This window comes from Mucilaginibacter sp. SJ (genome assembly GCF_028993635.1).
Lineage (GTDB): Bacteria > Bacteroidota > Bacteroidia > Sphingobacteriales > Sphingobacteriaceae > Mucilaginibacter.
On the sequence record NZ_CP118631.1, the window covers coordinates 1,105,335 to 1,121,387 of the forward strand.

16 protein-coding genes are annotated in these 16,053 nt (G+C 40.9%); 8 read left to right on the plus strand and 8 right to left on the minus strand.

Going from position 1 to position 16,053, the window contains the following annotated elements:
* Positions 1-126 precede the first annotated feature (126 nt).
* Both MusilaSJ_RS04385 and MusilaSJ_RS04390 read left to right on the plus strand, forming a co-directional pair.
* Positions 127-1,413 carry a DUF2851 family protein gene (locus MusilaSJ_RS04385; protein WP_274988849.1) on the plus strand — a complete coding sequence of 429 codons (1,287 nt, stop codon included), beginning with the start codon at positions 127-129 and terminating at the stop codon, positions 1,411-1,413.
* A gap of 4 nt (positions 1,414-1,417) precedes the next feature.
* The gene (locus tag MusilaSJ_RS04390; protein ID WP_022830549.1) at positions 1,418-1,639 is read left to right on the plus strand and encodes a PspC domain-containing protein; all 222 of its coding nucleotides are present in this window, start codon (positions 1,418-1,420) and stop codon (positions 1,637-1,639) included.
* 97 nt (positions 1,640-1,736) lie between these two features.
* Here MusilaSJ_RS04390 and MusilaSJ_RS04395 read toward each other — a convergent pair whose 3' ends face one another.
* A complete protein-coding gene (locus tag MusilaSJ_RS04395) occupies positions 1,737-2,096 on the minus strand; it encodes a DUF1493 family protein (protein ID WP_274988850.1) in 360 nt (119 codons plus the stop codon).
* Between the two features lie 204 nt (positions 2,097-2,300).
* Here MusilaSJ_RS04395 and MusilaSJ_RS04400 point away from each other — a divergent pair, with 204 nt between their 5' ends.
* The gene (locus MusilaSJ_RS04400) at positions 2,301-3,023 is read left to right on the plus strand and encodes an HAD family hydrolase (RefSeq protein WP_274988851.1); all 723 of its coding nucleotides are present in this window, start codon (positions 2,301-2,303) and stop codon (positions 3,021-3,023) included.
* A gap of 67 nt (positions 3,024-3,090) precedes the next feature.
* On the opposite strand, the gene MusilaSJ_RS04405 is transcribed toward MusilaSJ_RS04400, so the two are convergent.
* Positions 3,091-3,603 carry a GNAT family N-acetyltransferase gene (locus tag MusilaSJ_RS04405; protein ID WP_274988852.1) on the minus strand — a complete coding sequence of 171 codons (513 nt, stop codon included), beginning with the start codon at positions 3,601-3,603 and terminating at the stop codon, positions 3,091-3,093.
* 174 nt (positions 3,604-3,777) lie between these two features.
* Here MusilaSJ_RS04405 and MusilaSJ_RS04410 point away from each other — a divergent pair, with 174 nt between their 5' ends.
* Both MusilaSJ_RS04410 and MusilaSJ_RS04415 read left to right on the plus strand, forming a co-directional pair.
* Complete coding sequence (locus tag MusilaSJ_RS04410; protein ID WP_274988853.1) at positions 3,778-4,701, plus strand: DnaJ C-terminal domain-containing protein; 924 nt, start codon at positions 3,778-3,780, stop codon at positions 4,699-4,701.
* A gap of 12 nt (positions 4,702-4,713) precedes the next feature.
* Entirely contained in the window at positions 4,714-5,001 is a 288-nt protein-coding gene (locus tag MusilaSJ_RS04415) for a chaperone modulator CbpM (RefSeq protein WP_090526009.1), read from the plus strand.
* A gap of 23 nt (positions 5,002-5,024) precedes the next feature.
* Here the strand turns inward: MusilaSJ_RS04415 and MusilaSJ_RS04420 are convergent, their stop codons facing one another.
* Positions 5,025-6,710, minus strand: a complete 1,686-nt coding sequence (locus MusilaSJ_RS04420) for a MutS-related protein (RefSeq protein WP_274988854.1) — start codon at positions 6,708-6,710, stop codon at positions 5,025-5,027.
* Positions 6,711-6,802: 92 nt separating this feature from the next.
* On the opposite strand from MusilaSJ_RS04420, the gene MusilaSJ_RS04425 reads away from it, so the two are divergent.
* Positions 6,803-7,084 (plus strand): hypothetical protein, encoded by a 282-nt coding sequence (locus MusilaSJ_RS04425; protein WP_274988855.1) that lies wholly within the window; start codon positions 6,803-6,805, stop codon positions 7,082-7,084.
* 173 nt (positions 7,085-7,257) lie between these two features.
* Here the strand turns inward: MusilaSJ_RS04425 and MusilaSJ_RS04430 are convergent, their stop codons facing one another.
* The 5 genes from MusilaSJ_RS04430 to kaiC form a co-directional block, all read right to left on the minus strand.
* A complete protein-coding gene (locus MusilaSJ_RS04430; RefSeq protein WP_274988856.1) occupies positions 7,258-8,034 on the minus strand; it encodes an enoyl-CoA hydratase/isomerase family protein in 777 nt (258 codons plus the stop codon).
* Positions 8,035-8,120: 86 nt separating this feature from the next.
* A complete protein-coding gene (locus tag MusilaSJ_RS04435; protein WP_274988857.1) occupies positions 8,121-9,788 on the minus strand; it encodes a PAS domain-containing sensor histidine kinase in 1,668 nt (555 codons plus the stop codon).
* A 2-nt stretch (positions 9,789-9,790) separates the two neighbouring features.
* Positions 9,791-10,108, minus strand: a complete 318-nt coding sequence (locus tag MusilaSJ_RS04440; RefSeq protein ID WP_274988858.1) for a circadian clock KaiB family protein — start codon at positions 10,106-10,108, stop codon at positions 9,791-9,793.
* A 4-nt stretch (positions 10,109-10,112) separates the two neighbouring features.
* Positions 10,113-10,409 (minus strand): circadian clock KaiB family protein, encoded by a 297-nt coding sequence (locus tag MusilaSJ_RS04445; protein WP_274988859.1) that lies wholly within the window; start codon positions 10,407-10,409, stop codon positions 10,113-10,115.
* Entirely contained in the window at positions 10,409-12,157 is a 1,749-nt protein-coding gene (gene kaiC, locus MusilaSJ_RS04450; protein ID WP_274988860.1) for a circadian clock protein KaiC, read from the minus strand. Before kaiC ends, MusilaSJ_RS04445 begins: the two co-directional genes overlap by 1 nt.
* A gap of 401 nt (positions 12,158-12,558) precedes the next feature.
* Here kaiC and MusilaSJ_RS04455 point away from each other — a divergent pair, with 401 nt between their 5' ends.
* Both MusilaSJ_RS04455 and MusilaSJ_RS04460 read left to right on the plus strand, forming a co-directional pair.
* Positions 12,559-15,558, plus strand: coding sequence for a PAS domain S-box protein (locus tag MusilaSJ_RS04455; RefSeq protein WP_274988861.1), 3,000 nt, complete (start codon positions 12,559-12,561; stop codon positions 15,556-15,558).
* A complete protein-coding gene (locus MusilaSJ_RS04460; protein WP_342457021.1) occupies positions 15,542-16,009 on the plus strand; it encodes a response regulator in 468 nt (155 codons plus the stop codon). Before MusilaSJ_RS04455 ends, MusilaSJ_RS04460 begins: the two co-directional genes overlap by 17 nt.
* Positions 16,010-16,053: the final 44 nt, after the last annotated feature.

Consider the following 16,053-nt stretch of genomic DNA (forward strand, 5'->3'; position numbering starts at 1 on the left):
GGTTTCCGTAATATTAGGAATTTTAAAATAGAGGCGCAATACCAATATAATAACCGGCATATTTGCTTTAATAAAAACTTATTCAACCTAATCTAATACTCTCCCCCATTCACTCAAACCACAACCATGCTTTTCACCGAAGATTTTTTGCATTACATCTGGAAATTCAGGCTTTTTGAGCGCGAAAACCTTCAAACTGTAGATGGTGAGGAACTGGAAATCTTTTCGGCAGGGCTGCACAATTCAGATTCAGGTCCAGATTTTCATAATGCGAGGATCCGTATTGGCGAAACTGTTTGGGCAGGCAATGTAGAAGTACACCTTTCCGCGTCCGACTGGCAAAAGCATGGTCATACCAACGATGGCGCTTATGATAATGTAATACTGCACGTTGTTTACCGTAACGACGTGCCCTTATTTTTACCAAACGGTCGCAAAGTACCTACCCTTGAATTACAAAGCCGCATTAGTGAAGCGCTTTATAACAAATACCATACACTGGTTTTCGGTAATCAGAGTTTTATACCCTGCGAAAACGGCATCGCCACGGTGGATGGCCTCACCATGCAAAACTGGCTTACCCGCGTATTGGTTGAGCGGATGGAAAAACGATCGACCAATGTGGCAGCGGCTTTGGCACTTAATAAAGGCGATTGGGAGGAAACTTTTTACCAGTTTTTAGCGGCAAACTTTGGTTTCAAAGTAAACGCCCTGCCGTTTGAGCTGACGGCTAAATCGCTGCCGCAGCTTATCCTCGCCAAAAACAAAAACAGCCCAATGCAAATTGAAGCTTTGATATTTGGGCAGGCAGGCTTTTTAGAGGGTGAATTTAAAGATGATTATCCCCTCAAACTTCAAAAGGAGTATGAATATCTGCGCAAAAAATACAACCTTAAACCGATAGAAAGCCACCTGTGGAAGTTTATGCGGCTAAGGCCCCAAAACTTTCCAACCATCCGGCTGGCTCAATTTGCCGCACTTATTGTACAGTCAAACCACCTGTTATCTAAAACATTAGAGATTAAAGAGGTGAAAGCACTGCGTAGTTTATTTACAGAGATCAAAGTAAACGATTACTGGGATGATCATTACCGGTTTGATGTACAATCCAAGCCATCATCAAAAAATATGGGCGATGGTTCTGTTGATATTTTGCTGCTCAATACTGTGGCTTTGTTCCTGTTTAGTTACGGTAAGCAGCATCAGCAGCAATATTATATTAGCCGCAGCCTTAAATTATTAGAAAATTTACCGGCCGAAAAAAACAATATTATTGCTGATTTTGTTAACTTAGGAGTGAAAATTGAAACTGCGTTTGAATCACAGGCATTGCTTGAGTTAAAAAATAATTACTGCAATTATAAGAAATGCCTGCAATGCGGCGTTGGTAATAAGATACTAAAACTGGCCTGACACCATGCTACAGCGGATACTTACTTTTTTTGAACGGTACTCTTTTGGTGTATGCACCTACCTTGGCGAACGCTTTAATATCTCGATCTCCAAGATCAGGCTTTTCTTTATCTACTCCTCATTCCTGGCGGTAGGCTTCCCGCTTATATTTTATTTTTTTGCAGGTATTGTATTGGATATCCGGAACTTTATTAAACGCAAGCATACCGGGGTTACTGATCTTTAACCGCTGATCATTTCTGATTACGTTGATTTTTATTGGGAGATTTCACCAATTATTTCCTGATTTCACCGGTTTTGATTAGTGGAAGCACATCTTATCATTAAACCAATTTGCCCGTTTTTACGGCATCTTGTAAGTTGCGCACTTTAAATTTGGGAGTGTAGCAGTATTGAGCCAGCTGTTTAACCCATGTGGTGTTGTAGCCAAACATCAATTTTATCATTTTTACCCGCGTTGAGCCTTTGGGATAGCCATATTTATACCAACTGAATTTAGATGGATCTATATTGAACTGTTCGGCAAAATCGGCAAGAAAAAGGTCTATCTCAATATCAAAAATATCCAGATCAAGATCGATACTGGTATCGAGGCTCAGGCTGCGCGGATCAACTTTATGGATCTTATACCTGTTGCAATAATCAACAATAAACTCTTTTAAGGGTGGCAGTATCTCTTCCATTTAAACGAATATTAATTTGACCATTTAAGTTATGAGACGTAGCTTTTGAAATAAGGTTGCATACAAATTCACTTTATTTTTAAATCGCTAAAAATCAACCAAATAGTTAATAAATGTTAAATTTTCATTATTGGATAAAAATGTTACATACTATATAATGAACCCGATGTATTATTATTGCATTAAGTAAATCAGATACTTCAAATGAACCTGAAAGTAATTGCCTTTGATGCCGATGATACCCTTTGGGTAAATGAGCCGTATTTTCAAAGTACAGAAGAAAGGTTTTGCAGCCTGCTCGAAAATTTTTCGCCCCAGCATACCATTTCAAAAGAGCTTTTTAAGGTTGAGGTTGATAACCTGCCACTTTATGGCTACGGGATAAAGGGCTATATCCTTAGCATGATAGAAGCAGCGTTAAGCATTTCTGAAAAAAACATCAGTGTTGATGTAGTAGAAACTATATTGCAATACGGCAAAGACATGCTTAATCAACCAATAGAGATTTTAAATGATGTAGAACATGTACTCTCCTCGTTAAAAGATCATTACAGACTGGTGGTTGCCACCAAAGGTGATTTGCTTGACCAGGAACGCAAACTCAAAAAATCGGGGTTGGCACATTATTTCCACCATATCGAAATCATGAGTGATAAAAAAGAGGATGATTATATCAAGCTGATCAAACACCTCGACATTAACCCAAATGAATTCATGATGATTGGTAACTCCCTGAAATCAGATGTAATGCCGGTTATCAATATTGGGGGGCATGCTGTTCATGTGCCCTTTCACACCACCTGGGCACACGAACATGTGGAAACCGTTTTAACCCACGAAAACTTTAAACAGGCTGATAAAATCAGTGAGGTGTTGGAGTTTGTGTTGGAGTCCGGAAGTTCGAAAGTTGGCAAGTCCGGAAGTTAGCATCAGAGAGATAATCATTAAAGTATTTTCCATCTTTCGGACTTGCCGACTTCAGGACATTCCGACTCTAAATATCTTTCTCCATTACAATCAGCTCAATGTGCTGTTTGGCATCGCCAAAACGGCCGTGGGCATGAAAGGGCTGTATCTCGCCTGTTGGTTGGTAGCCGCGGCGCTCGTACCAGCTTATTAGTTCAGAACGGGTGCTGATCACCGTCATGGTTAAGGTATTGCAGTTATATTTACGTGCATAAACTTCAGCTTCTTCTATCAGTGCACGGCCCACACCTTTATTCTGCAATAATGGCGATACACTAAACATGCCAACATATAGTTTTGGAGTCCTGACTTCAAGATAAACTGAACCAGTAATATTGTCCTCCTCATCGGTATGCTTTAAAATGATAATATTTTCATCATTCATGTAACGAGCAAGAGTTTCTTCATCTATACGGACGCCGCCAATTAAGTCGGCTTCGGTTGTCCAGCCCTGTTTGGAGCTTTCGCCACGATAAGCGCTGTTTACTAAAACGTTAAGTTCAGTAACATCAGCAAGGGTGGCTTGTGTTATTGCAGACATATGATTTAATTTAAGGACGCTAAAGGTAGTACTTGCGAATTTTAAATAAAAGCTATAAGCCATAATTTTAAAGTCTGCTCACTTATATCAAATGACATTAAAAAAGCCATTCGTTTTAAAACCAAGCTGTATATTTAGTAGTTAATAACACATCTGTTTATATTAAATCCTGCCATGGCTTTTATAGATTATTACAAAGTATTAGATCTCGACAAAAATGCATCCGAAAAGGATATTAAAAATGCTTACCGTAAACTGGCCCGCAAATATCACCCCGATCTTAACCCTAATGACGAAGAGGCCCACAAAAAATTCCAGCAGCTAAACGAAGCAAATGAAGTATTAAGTGACCCGGAAAAGCGAAAGAAATACGACAAATATGGCGAGAACTGGCAGCATGGCGAAGCATACGAACAACAGGCGCGCCAACAGTCCGGTGCACAAGGAGGTTTTGGTGGCTATGGCGGCTTTACCGGAGCCGAAGGATTTGGCAGTGCCGAAGGGTTTGGAAGTGACGATTTTTCAGATTTCTTTCAATCGATGTTTGGCGGTGCAGGAGGCGCGCGTAGCGGCAGGCAGGCAAAATACCGCGGACAGGACTATAACGCCTCGTTAAGTTTAAACCTTCGTGACATCCTTGAAACACATAAGCAAACGTTGACTGTCAATGGCAGAAACATCCGGATAACCATACCCGCAGGTATTGAAAACGGGCAAACTATCAAAATAGCCGGGCATGGCGCCCCGGGTGTAAACGGCGGCCCCGCCGGAGATTTGTATATTCAGTTTAATGTTGCCCCTGATGAAAGTTTTAAGCGTGATGGCAATAATTTGTACACCACATTGAAACTTGACCTGTACACTGCCGTTTTAGGCGGAGAAATAACTGCTGACACATTAAACGGCAAAGTTAAAGTGAAAGTAAAACCTGAAACCCAAAATGGCACTAAAGTAAAGCTCAAAGGCAAAGGCATGCCCGTTTACAAAAAAGAGAATGAATTTGGCGATCTGTACCTGACCTATGATATCCAAACCCCTACCAACCTTACCGAAAAGCAGAAACAATTATTTGAAGAACTGGCAAAATCCTCTGCCTAAATTAAAAACATTATGAAAACAGCAGAATTAATAGCAGCAAACGATTTTTGTGTATATCATAATGTTGAATACACGTTCATCACATCTTTACATGAAGCGGGCCTGGTTGAGGTAACCATCATTAATGAAATCGTATTCATCCCTCAAACTGAGCTTCAAAAGCTGGAAAAACTGGTGAGCCTGTACGAATTGGATATTAACGTAGCCGGCATTGAAGCTATCTCCCATCTGCTTGACCGGGTTGAAAAATTACAGGAAGATATGCGGTATTTAAAAAACAGGTTGAGCTTATATGAATAAGAAAGCTTTCTTTTCAGGAATGCTTAAACCAAATATTTATTCATCATTCGCTCGCTTACAATATTGGCTTCATCGATAACAGGTTCTGGATATCCCATGGATTTGAGTATGGCGATTCCGTTAGTGTTTTTAAGGAGGCCCTGCTTCAGGATATAGTCAAATACCAGCACGCGCCCGTTTTTTGATTCTGAAAAGGAATATACAACAAAATCTTCGTCCAGCAGTTCGGCCAGCTCAAGGTCATGGGTTGATACAAAAACAAAATTTTGATTAGCGGTAATGTACGAAAGCACAGACTTTGCTGCGGCTATACGTTCGATGGTATTGGTACCCCTGAAAATCTCATCGATGATCACCAGGCTTTTCATATCTTCTTTCTGAGAACTGTTATCAATGATATTTAAAATAGCTAAGGCCTGTGCCTGAAAATAACTCTTGTGTTCATCAATGTTATCGCTGGTTTTGATGCTGGTTTGTATTTTGAGAAAAGGAGCCTTGTAGGCCTTTGCACAACTTGTAAATATAGTTTGCGATAGCAGCGTATTTAATGCCAGCGCTTTAATAAATGTAGTTTTGCCAGACATGTTTGACCCTGTGATCAATGCCCCCCTGTCTGCATCAGTTGTATAAAGGGAGTTGGTTACACAGTTAGCTACTAATGGGTGAAATAGTTCGGTAATCTCTATTTTGCCATCAACACCAGTAAACGCGGGTTTTGAATAAAAAGGCATACCGTCACGTATTGATTGTATGGCTATCAGCGTATCGGCCCGGCCAATAAATTTATACACTTCTTTAATGTCTTCACGGTATTTACTGACTTGTTTTAATGATGATGTATAAGTATTAAGCTCAATCACAAAAAGCAGTTTAAACAAATGGAAGGCTGCGTAAGCAATATCACTTTTACCATTCACGAAGCCGCTTTCTATATTTACAAACTTAAGCGCTCGTTTTAAACCTCTTAGGCTGGTAAGGGAACGCTTTACCTCGGGTACCCGACCAAATTTTCCGCTTTTAACTAATGCCACTGCAACTTTATACATAACCAGCAATTGCGGTAACGATTTGGTATACCCTGAAATGGCCTTGCGGTTGCTGAAGTAAATAACAATGTTATACGCAAACAACAATAGCAAAAAGATAAAGCTGAAAATATTAGGAATAACAATCAGCGATAATAACGCAGCCAGGATCAGAAAAGGTGAAACCTTTATATAAAAATTAATTACCGATGCAAATACCGGTTCGTGTGCCCTGAGAAAAAGATCGGCTATAAAATAAGCATCGGGGTGGTTAAGCTTTGACAATTCCACTTCAAGCAATTCGCGGCCGGGTATATCCATGTTAAGATCCTCAATATCATTGTCGAGGTCATGCAAAACATCAAGCTCGGTTGTAGGGCAATGTAATAAATTAAACAGGTATTGTTTGCCAGGCTTACTGTTTGTTCTGTCGAGATAATTGAAAACACTTATCAGGTCAAGATCGTCAGCGGTTTGAGCCGAAAGCTTGTTTTTACTATCTGCCGAATCCAGGTAAACCTTTATTAGGTCAAAGTTTCGGCGGGCGTTAACCGGCTTGCCCCATTTCCCCTGAATTTTTATCAGCCGCTTTTTTGCCCAGCGTAATTTATCATAATACGACTTAATATAAAGCAATCCAATTATGATAATGACAACTATCGCAGAAAAAACAAAGTAATACATGTCTAAAAATATAAAATTTTAATTAAACCAACTTATCCATCGCCAGTCATAATTGTGTATTACAATTCAGGTATTAACTAAAATTTACGACCATGAAATTTATCCGATTTTCAATAATAGCTTTTGTAATGATGTTTTCATTTCAATTTGCAAAAGCTCAAAGCATAAGTATAAGCGCACATTTTGGCCGTCCTTATCATAGGGTAGTTTACACACGCGGATATTACGGAACACCTGTTTACTATGGCAGGGACGTTTATTATGACCGTCCTGTTTATTATGGTCGTCCGCGCTATTACGCAGCAAGATATTATGACGCGCCAGTATACTATCACAGGCACTATCATGTTCATCGTTACTACCGGCACTGGTAAAACGATAAAGCCTCCGGGTTGCCGGAGGTTTTTTTTTATAATAAGCAACTATGCCAATATAAAACGGCCCTATAGAGTAACCAATACTATTTAGATGTGCAATCTTAAAACCTGCTAAAAATGACAAGTATCAGGCGTATTGTGTAAAAATACAGGAAATCATTACTGAAATGTTACTTTGATCTATCCTTAAAAAAAGAATGTAATGCCTGTTGTGTAAACTCTGATAAAACCAGTTCTCCGCTTATAGCCGCGCGTTGTTTAAGCAAATCATCCCAATCGGCAGTGCCTTCCCAAAGCACCTGTTTTAAACCGCCGAGTGCTGCCGGGTTATATAAAGCTATTTTTTGAGTAAGTTCATATACAGCCGCATCAAGGGTTGGAGTATCTTCATAAACTTCGTTATACAAGCCATTTTGTTTTGCCCATTGGGCAGTTTGAAAATCTGAAGCCTTGATAGTGAGCTGGGAAAATGCTGATAACCCTATTTTACGAATCACAGCCGGGGCTATTACAAAGGGGCCAATACCTATAGTAAGCTCACTTAACTTTATTGATGCCGCCTGGCTGGCCAGGCAATAATCGGCAGCGGCGGCAAGGCCAACCCCTCCTCCAACTGCTTTACCCTGCACTCTCGCAATTATTATTTTAGGGCATTTGCGGCAGGCGCTGATCACGTTTGAAAACCCTTCAAAAAATAATGCGCCGGTTTCCTTATCCCTAATTTGCAACAGCTCGTCAAAGCTTGCACCCGCGCAAAAAGTACGGTCTCCCGCGCTCTTTAAAACAATGACTTTTGTCTCCGGGTTATTACCGGCACTGAATACCGCATCGGCAAGTTGTTTTAATAGCGCCGAAGGCAGGGAGTTTTGTGCCGGATGATAAAAACTAATCGTAGTTACACCATCAGGCTCATTTGTAATGGATACATTTCCGTTTTCGGCAGACATATTTTATGTTTTATATCAGGTGGTTTTCCAGCCAATATCAGAAGTATTTATGTCAACTGCAATTTTGCGCCTAAATAAACAATCGCTTACTTTTCAAGCAAAGGCAGCTCAAAATAAAAAGTAGCGCCTTCACCAAGCTCGCTTTCAACCCCTATATCACCGTTATGATTATTAATGATCTCAGCCGAGATATAAAGTCCCATACCAAGGCCGCTCGTCATAAATTTTTTATCCTCGACACGATAAAACCGCTCAAAAATATGCTCGATCTGTGCGGCCGACAATCCTATGCCAAAGTCTGTTACTGATACACGTACCTTTCCGTTTATATTCCTGGTTTCAATAATGATATTTTTATTGTCGGTTGAATATTTTACAGAGTTGTTAATGAAATTTACGAGTACCTGTTCCAGGCGCCCGGCATTTCCGTCTATAAAAAAATCATTTTCCGATTTATTGATAAAATTAAATTCAGGGTACAGGTGGATAGCATTTTCTAAAGTTGACGCTACGAGGTCACGAAGATTTACTTTCGCCATGGCATACTCAAGCCCTCCCGCATGAATTTTGCTTACATCAAGCAAATCGTTAACCAAACGCTGAAGCTTATTTAAAGCAGTGCCGGCCTTTTCAATATATTGTTTTACTATTGATGGTACTTCCTCTTTTTTATAAGCCGAAATAAGTTGTAAATAGCCTTTCAGGCTGGTTAAAGGGGTTTTAAGTTCATGGCTGGCCACACCGATGAACTCATCCTTCAAATCAAGCTGCTTTTTCTGTTCCTCAATGTCGGTCGCGGTACCTACCCAAAAAAGAATCTCCCCGTTATCATCTCTTAACGGCACTGCGCGGTTGAGGTGCCAACGATAAGTATTATCCCAGCGGAGGTACCTGTTTTCCAGTTCAAAAACACTCCCGCTTTGCAAAGAGTCCAGGTAAGCACGCATTGTTTTTTGCAAATCATCTGGGTGTACGATCTGTTGCCAGCCCCAGCCTGCTGTTTCACCATATCGCCTGCCCGTATAATCAAACCAGCGCTGATTATAGAAATCGACTTCGCCGCCAGGCAAATTTGTCCAGGTCATTTGAGTAATGTTATTAGCCAGCAACTTAAAATGCTCCCGGCTTACAAGCAAATCATTGGTACGCTCCCTTACAGTATCTTCCAGGTCATTATTCAACCTTTCGGCAATGTTCTGGGCTTCTTCCAGTTGATCATTTTTAATTTTCAGTTCCCATTCTGTTTCCTTTTGGGCGGTCAAATCGGTCAGGATCAAACTCAATGCCGTTCCTTCATCAAGGTCAAGTGTGGTACATGATAATAAACAGGGCGTCAGCTTACCATCCCGATTTGATAACAAAACCTCGCCCTTGCAATCGGCATTCCAGCCCTCCCTGATTATCTGCGCATACTTGTCCACCGAAACTTCGGCAACAAAAGTGTTAAAGTTTAGCCCGATCACTTTTTCCAACGGTTCATTAACCATAGCCGCGAAGCTCGAATTGCTATATAATATAACGCCCTCGCGATTCAACGTAACCGCCCCTTCATTCATTTTTTCAATAAAAACGCGGTAGGTTTGATCGGCCGTTTTCAACGTATAAAGCTGGTGGCCTTCATCATCTTTAACTATAAAGGCATCAACCTGACCATTACGAATAGCAGAAATGGCGTCGGTAGCTTCTTCTAATTGATATCGAAGCTTATTGTTTTCCGCAAGCAACTGCTCATATGTAAGTTTGTCCGGCTCCATAATTAGCTTTCTGTAAGTATTCCCAGCCCTTTTAAAACTTTGTCGGTGTTTGACATATCTCCGATAAGCTTGCGTTCGATGCCGGGAGATTTTTTAATAAGTAAAGGCAATGCTATGATCTGTTCTTCCCGGGCAATGAGCGGTTGCTGATAGACATCAATTATCTCGAGCTCGTAATTAGGCTTAAGGTATTGCTCACAAATAATTTTCAAGTTGGCTATTGCCCTGACAGAATTGGGCGATGCCCCAATTACAAATAAACGCAATCGGAAAAATTGACTTTCTCCCTGATCTAAAGGCAACTGGTTTTGCTCGGTCATCTAACTATTTACTTACTGGTATTATATTCAATCCAACCAAAACTTTTTCCTCATTGCTCAAGTCGCCTATTATTTTGCGAATCGGTTCAGGTACTTTTCTTACCAGCGTGGGGATTGCAAATATTTGATCCCCTTCGGCCAGTTGAGGCTGCTGCAGCAAGTCAATTACTTCAATAACATACTGACCTTTCAAATGTTCTTCACAATATTTTTTAAGGTTGGTGAGCGCGGTAACTGATTTAGCAGTTTTGCCCGCTATATACAGCCTTAACTCATATTTTATACCTTCATCCAGTTCCATTATTTTTTACTTTTTGATTTACTTTTAAGCGTATCCGCATTTCCTCGTCGAATGTCGGTTATCTCTTGCCGGTTTCTTTCCATAATATCCTGTTTCAACTCTTCTTCCAGGTATATTTTGTTTAATTCCTCCTCTGTCGATTCAAATTCGGCCTGCAAGCTTGCAATTTTTGATTCAAGCATCATACGCCGGCGCAATATCTCTTTGTCTTTACGGGATATAGCAAACTCCCTCAGCGCTACGCCAGTTTTTTCTTTTAATTTTTGTGCTTCCCTTGCCGATCCTGTAAGCACTCCATCGGGGCCAAGATAAACATCAACCAGGCTTAACCCCTCGTCGGTAATAGTAAACTCGCGTACCTGGTTTGAGTGGCTCATCCCACGCGATTTCATAATATATAACCCCCTGTTACGTTCACCGTTCGATTCGATATCCCTTACAAGCAGCCAGGTATCAACTAATGATGATACGCCTTCATCGGTTTGTTCACTTACCACCGTATTTAAACCAAGGGCGGTAAACATAACCGTGATCTGCTCATCCTGTAAAAAATCTATCAGCCTTATCAGCATCGATTTTACTTCACTTACCGAACCCACCGTAATGAGGTTTGTAATCGGGTCGAGGATCACCGCCGCGGGTTTAAATCTTTTAATAATTTTATAAATAGCAACGAGGTGCATTTCAAGACCGTAAAGCGTAGGACGCGAGGCATGAAATTCAAGCAAGCCATTGTCAATGTGTTTTTGCAGGTCGAGATTGATTGATTTCATATTGCGAAGGATCTGTTTGGGCGATTCCTCGAACGCAAAATAAAGGCACTTCTTTTTGTTATTGCAAACCTCATTGGCAAAGCAGGCCGCAATACTTGTTTTGCCGGTGCCGGCCGTGCCCGAAACCAGGATACTGCTGCCCTGAAAAAAACCCTTGCCTCCAAACATGCTGTCAAGAGAAGGTATCCCCGATGAAATTCTTTTTGATGATACTTCTTTTTCGAGACCTAAAGATGTTACCGGAAGCACGGAAATGCCATCTTCATCAATTAAAAATGGATATTCGTTGGTACCATGCTGTGTACCACGATATTTTACCACGCGCAAACGACGGGTTGAGATCTGATTTACAACCCTGTGATCAAGCAGGATCACACAATCTGAAACATATTCTTCAAGCCCCTGCCGTGTCAATGACGAGCCGTCACCTTTTTCGCCGGTTATAATAGCAGTTACACCTTTTTCCTTTAAAAAAGTAAAAAGCCTTCTAAGCTCGGCCCTCAATATAATTTGGTTTGATAAACCCGAAAAAAGATTTTCCAGGGTATCCAGTACTACTCTTTTTGCCCCGATGCTGTCAATAGCAAAGCCTAAGCGGATAAACAAACCTTCCAAATCATATTCGCCGGTCTCCTCAATCTCGCTTCGGTCTATATGCACATGATCAAGCCTTAATTTTTTATCATCCTGGAGTTTATATAAATCAAAGCCAAGCGATGCTACGTTCGAAGCCAGTTCATCTGCCTTTTCTTCAAAAGCCATAAAAACACCGGGCTCATTAAACTCGGTAGCTCCCCTTACGATAAACTCAAGCGACATAAGTGTTTTACCACAACCCGCTTCACCACATATCAGCGTTGGCCTTCCCTCGGGTAAACCGCCGCCTGTTATTTCATCTAAACCGGTAATACCGGTAGGAGTTTTGGGCAATTGCGCAAACGTTATAAGCTGCTGTTTTTTATGCAATTTGGTCATAACAAATCCAATCTGTTTAAACTACCCGCATACCACAACCATCAAGTATACAGGATTTTGTTTTATTGGTATGGTAATAGTGATACTTATAAAATTGTTTTGGCATAATTGATTTTGTGAATTAAAAAAATCAAAAAACGTGGTGAACTTACCGTACTGATAATACAAATAAATCTCCCGATTATACAAACGTTTGAAACCTCATATTATCAAATTCTCTAAAAACAGATTTAAACATTTATACAGGTATACCGTTTAAAAAACAAGGTATACGCTTCTATAACCCGTTTTTATCAATAACTGCTATATAACGGCATACTCATTAATTGAAAATTATGATGTATGAATTGAGATTTTGATCTTAATTATTATAGCCTATATTTATAAATATTATTTATATAATGAATAACGACGCCGGCCTTCATCAACAATTAAGCGAAGATATTTTCCGTATGCTGATCAGGGAATCTCCTACCCCGGTAGCATTATATATTGGCAAAACAATGGAGATCAGGATTGCCAATAAAGCCATGATAGATATATGGGGGAAGGGCGATGATGTTATTGGGCATAATTACTTTGACCTGCTCCCCGAATTCGAAGAGCCGGGCTTTCATGCAATATTATCAAATGTATACGATAACGGTACGGCTTATGAGTGGAACGAGCAAAAAGTTGATCTTATGGTTGACGATAAACTTGAAGAATTTTACTTCAACTTTATTTTTAAACCATTACGGAACAATGATGGTGAAGTTTGGGGTGTGCTGAATACAGCTACAGATGTTACCGAGCTGGTTAACACCCGTAAAAAGCTGGCCGAAAGTGAACAGCGTGCTCAATTTGCCCTGCAAGCTGCCGAACTGGGTACCTGGGATTTAAACCCCAGATTACAAACCGCAACATGGGACGACCGCTGTAAAGAGCTTTGCGGTTTTCGAAAAGATGATGAGATAAAGTATCATGATCTGTTGAAATTTGTCCACCCGGAAGATGAGCAACGATTGCGAACAGCAGTAATGCAGGCTTATGATCCTGTAGGCAATGGTAATTATGATATGATCGTCCGCACTGTTGATGACACGGGACACTTGAAATATTGGATCCATCTGAAAGGTAAAGCGTATTTTAACGATAATCATGAGCCTATCCGCTTTGCAGGTACCGTACAGGATATAACCCGTGAAATATTAGATAAACAGGAGCAACAAAAACTGATTGCGCTGATCGATAAAACAGCCGACGTAGTTGCAGTAGGTAGCATGGATGGTTCTGTAACCTATATCAATAAAACAGCTTACACTATATTGGGCATCGGGAGTACAAAAGAGGCTTTAAAACCCGGCGTTGAATATTTTGCAGATCATGAAGCAGACAAAGTAAATAATGAGATAAACCCCGCTGTACAGCAGCATGGTAAGTGGGAAGGTGAAATGCACTACCGGCATTTTAAAACGGGAGAAAATATTCCGGTTTACGTTAACTGTTTCAGAATTGATGATCCATTAAATGGCCTGCCTATTGGTATGGCATCCGTGGCCCGCGATCTGCGCCCCGAAAAAGCGGCACGAAATGAACAGTATAAATTATTATCGCTTATTAACCATAGCTCAGATTTTGTAAGCCTATCCAACCTTGATGGTAATGTAACCTATGTAAATACCGCCGGGCGAAAAATGTTGGGTATCAAAGGCACTAATGAGCACAGGAGGCATAACAGCGAATATTTAATGCCTGATGAGCTTGATAAGCTGAGGGACAAAGTAAATCCAATTTTAATGAAACATGGTAAATGGAGCGGTGAAGTACTTTACCGTCATTTCCAAACCGGCGAAGCCATACCTGTGTATGGCACCACCATGCTGGTTTATGACGCTGTAACCGGCTTGCCGCAGGGCCGGGCTTCAATTGCCAGGGATATGCGAAGGGAAATTGCTGATAAAAAAGCCCTTACTGATAGCGAGCAATTACTTAAAAGCATCACAAATGCGTCGCCAACAGTACTTTGGATGGCCGATGCTGAAGGTAATATCACTTACGTAAATCAAACCTGGGTTGATTGGACCGGCATTAAATATGAGGATAATATGGGCGCAGGGTGGATCAACGCGCTTTTAGAAGAAGACAGAACCAGGGCTGCTGAAAAGTTCTTAGCCGATTTAAATGCCCGTCGGTTCTATGAAGTTGATTTTAGGATCACACGCCGGGATGGTGAAATAAGATGGTGTATAGCCACCGGCAATCCGCAATACAATGAGCACGGGGAATTTACCGGGTACATAGGTGCCTGTACCGATGTTACCGATAAAACACTTGCCGAAAGCGAAGTAAAATTACGTAACAGGGAACTGAATAACCAGATCAGGCAGTTTGAGTTTGTTACTGATTTTATGCCGGTGCAACTTTGGACGGCCCGCACGGATGGTAAGATCGACTACGTTAACCAACGTGCTGTAGATTATTTCGGTGCCCAGGCAAATGAAATGGCAGCATCCTGGCTCAATTCTATTCATCCCGACGATAGAGATGCTTGTGTTGAGGCATGGAACTATGCAGTGAACAGCGGCGATGCTTACCAATGCGAATTTAGATTAAAGGATAAAGACCAAAATTACAAATGGCACCTGGCAAGGGCCTTACCCTTTATCATTGACGGTAAGATCATTAAATGGTTTGGCACTAATACAGATATTGATGAGCAGAAACAACTTCAGCGTCAAAAAGATGATTTTTTAGGTATTGCAAGTCATGAATTGAAAACCCCGGTTACCAGCATAAAAGCATATGCCCAGGTATTGGGTGCAATGCTTACCAAAGAAGGCGAACAAAAAAAAGCCGAAATGGTGCTTAGGATGGATGCCCAGATTAACCGTCTTACCAACCTCATAGGCGATCTGCTTGATGTTACCAAGATTAACTCGGGCAGGCTACAGTTCAATAAAACATGGTTCGATTTTAATGAAACCCTGCAGGAAACTGTTGAAGACCTGCAGCACACTACCCAAAAACATAAACTCATCCAAAACTTTACCCCAACAGGCCGTATCTATTCAGACAAAGATCGGGTAAGCCAGGTTATTACCAACCTTATTACAAATGCTATCAAATATTCTCCGCATACCGATACCATCATCATCAGCACTCGCCGCGAAAACAATGAGGTGATTGTTTGTGTGCAGGATTTTGGCATCGGCATACCCGAAGACAAGAAGAACCGGGTGTTTGAGCAATTTTACCGGGTAAGCGGGAATAAGCAGCATACTTTCCCCGGTTTGGGGTTGGGATTATACATCTCATCAGAAATTATTAAGCGCGAAGGCGGCAGAATGTGGGTAAACAGCATTGAAGGCAAAGGGTCTACTTTTTGCTTTGCATTACCTGTAGATGATATCAACAGTTAATGATCTGTTGGATAGTTTACAATCAGGTAAATTTATCACAGCTAATTTCAGAGGGTTTAACCAAGCCCTTACGCCTAAAATGGATACAAAGAACAAGAAAATCATGATTGCAGATGATGACCCCGGCATTGTAGATGCTGTGGAAATGCTGCTTGAATTTGAAGGCTATGAGGTAACTTCAACCGTAGATGGTACAACAGTACTTGATATGAAAGACGAACTCCCCGACTTGCTACTGTTAGATATCTGGATGAGCGGCGAAGACGGTCGCGATATCTGCAGGAAGCTAAAACAAGACGAGCTAACCAAAGATATACCTGTTATCATGATATCGGCAAGTCGCGATATACGTGATTCTGCAATGATGGCCGGTGCCGACGACTTTTTAGCCAAGCCTTTTGATATGGATGATTTACTAAAAAAAGTGGCCTATTTTGTTCAAAAAACTTAATAATAGACAAGCAACATCAATCAACTAACAACAATTACCCCTCT

Excerpts from the sequence above, each read along its gene's own strand:
- MusilaSJ_RS04385 (WP_274988849.1), top strand. The coding sequence starts at position 127 with ATGCTTTTCACCGAAGATTTTTTGCATTACATCTGGAAATTCAGGCTT.
- MusilaSJ_RS04390 (WP_022830549.1), top strand. The coding sequence starts at position 1,418 with ATGCTACAGCGGATACTTACTTTTTTTGAACGGTACTCTTTTGGTGTA.
- MusilaSJ_RS04395 (WP_274988850.1), bottom strand. The coding sequence starts at position 2,096 with ATGGAAGAGATACTGCCACCCTTAAAAGAGTTTATTGTTGATTATTGC.
- MusilaSJ_RS04400 (WP_274988851.1), top strand. The coding sequence starts at position 2,301 with ATGAACCTGAAAGTAATTGCCTTTGATGCCGATGATACCCTTTGGGTA.
- MusilaSJ_RS04405 (WP_274988852.1), bottom strand. The coding sequence starts at position 3,603 with ATGTCTGCAATAACACAAGCCACCCTTGCTGATGTTACTGAACTTAAC.
- MusilaSJ_RS04410 (WP_274988853.1), top strand. The coding sequence starts at position 3,778 with ATGGCTTTTATAGATTATTACAAAGTATTAGATCTCGACAAAAATGCA.
- MusilaSJ_RS04415 (WP_090526009.1), top strand. The coding sequence starts at position 4,714 with ATGAAAACAGCAGAATTAATAGCAGCAAACGATTTTTGTGTATATCAT.
- MusilaSJ_RS04420 (WP_274988854.1), bottom strand. The coding sequence starts at position 6,710 with ATGTATTACTTTGTTTTTTCTGCGATAGTTGTCATTATCATAATTGGA.
- MusilaSJ_RS04425 (WP_274988855.1), top strand. The coding sequence starts at position 6,803 with ATGAAATTTATCCGATTTTCAATAATAGCTTTTGTAATGATGTTTTCA.
- MusilaSJ_RS04430 (WP_274988856.1), bottom strand. The coding sequence starts at position 8,034 with ATGTCTGCCGAAAACGGAAATGTATCCATTACAAATGAGCCTGATGGT.
- MusilaSJ_RS04435 (WP_274988857.1), bottom strand. The coding sequence starts at position 9,788 with ATGGAGCCGGACAAACTTACATATGAGCAGTTGCTTGCGGAAAACAAT.
- MusilaSJ_RS04440 (WP_274988858.1), bottom strand. The coding sequence starts at position 10,108 with ATGACCGAGCAAAACCAGTTGCCTTTAGATCAGGGAGAAAGTCAATTT.
- MusilaSJ_RS04445 (WP_274988859.1), bottom strand. The coding sequence starts at position 10,409 with ATGGAACTGGATGAAGGTATAAAATATGAGTTAAGGCTGTATATAGCG.
- kaiC (WP_274988860.1), bottom strand. The coding sequence starts at position 12,157 with ATGACCAAATTGCATAAAAAACAGCAGCTTATAACGTTTGCGCAATTG.
- MusilaSJ_RS04455 (WP_274988861.1), top strand. The coding sequence starts at position 12,559 with ATGAATAACGACGCCGGCCTTCATCAACAATTAAGCGAAGATATTTTC.
- MusilaSJ_RS04460 (WP_342457021.1), top strand. The coding sequence starts at position 15,542 with ATGATATCAACAGTTAATGATCTGTTGGATAGTTTACAATCAGGTAAA.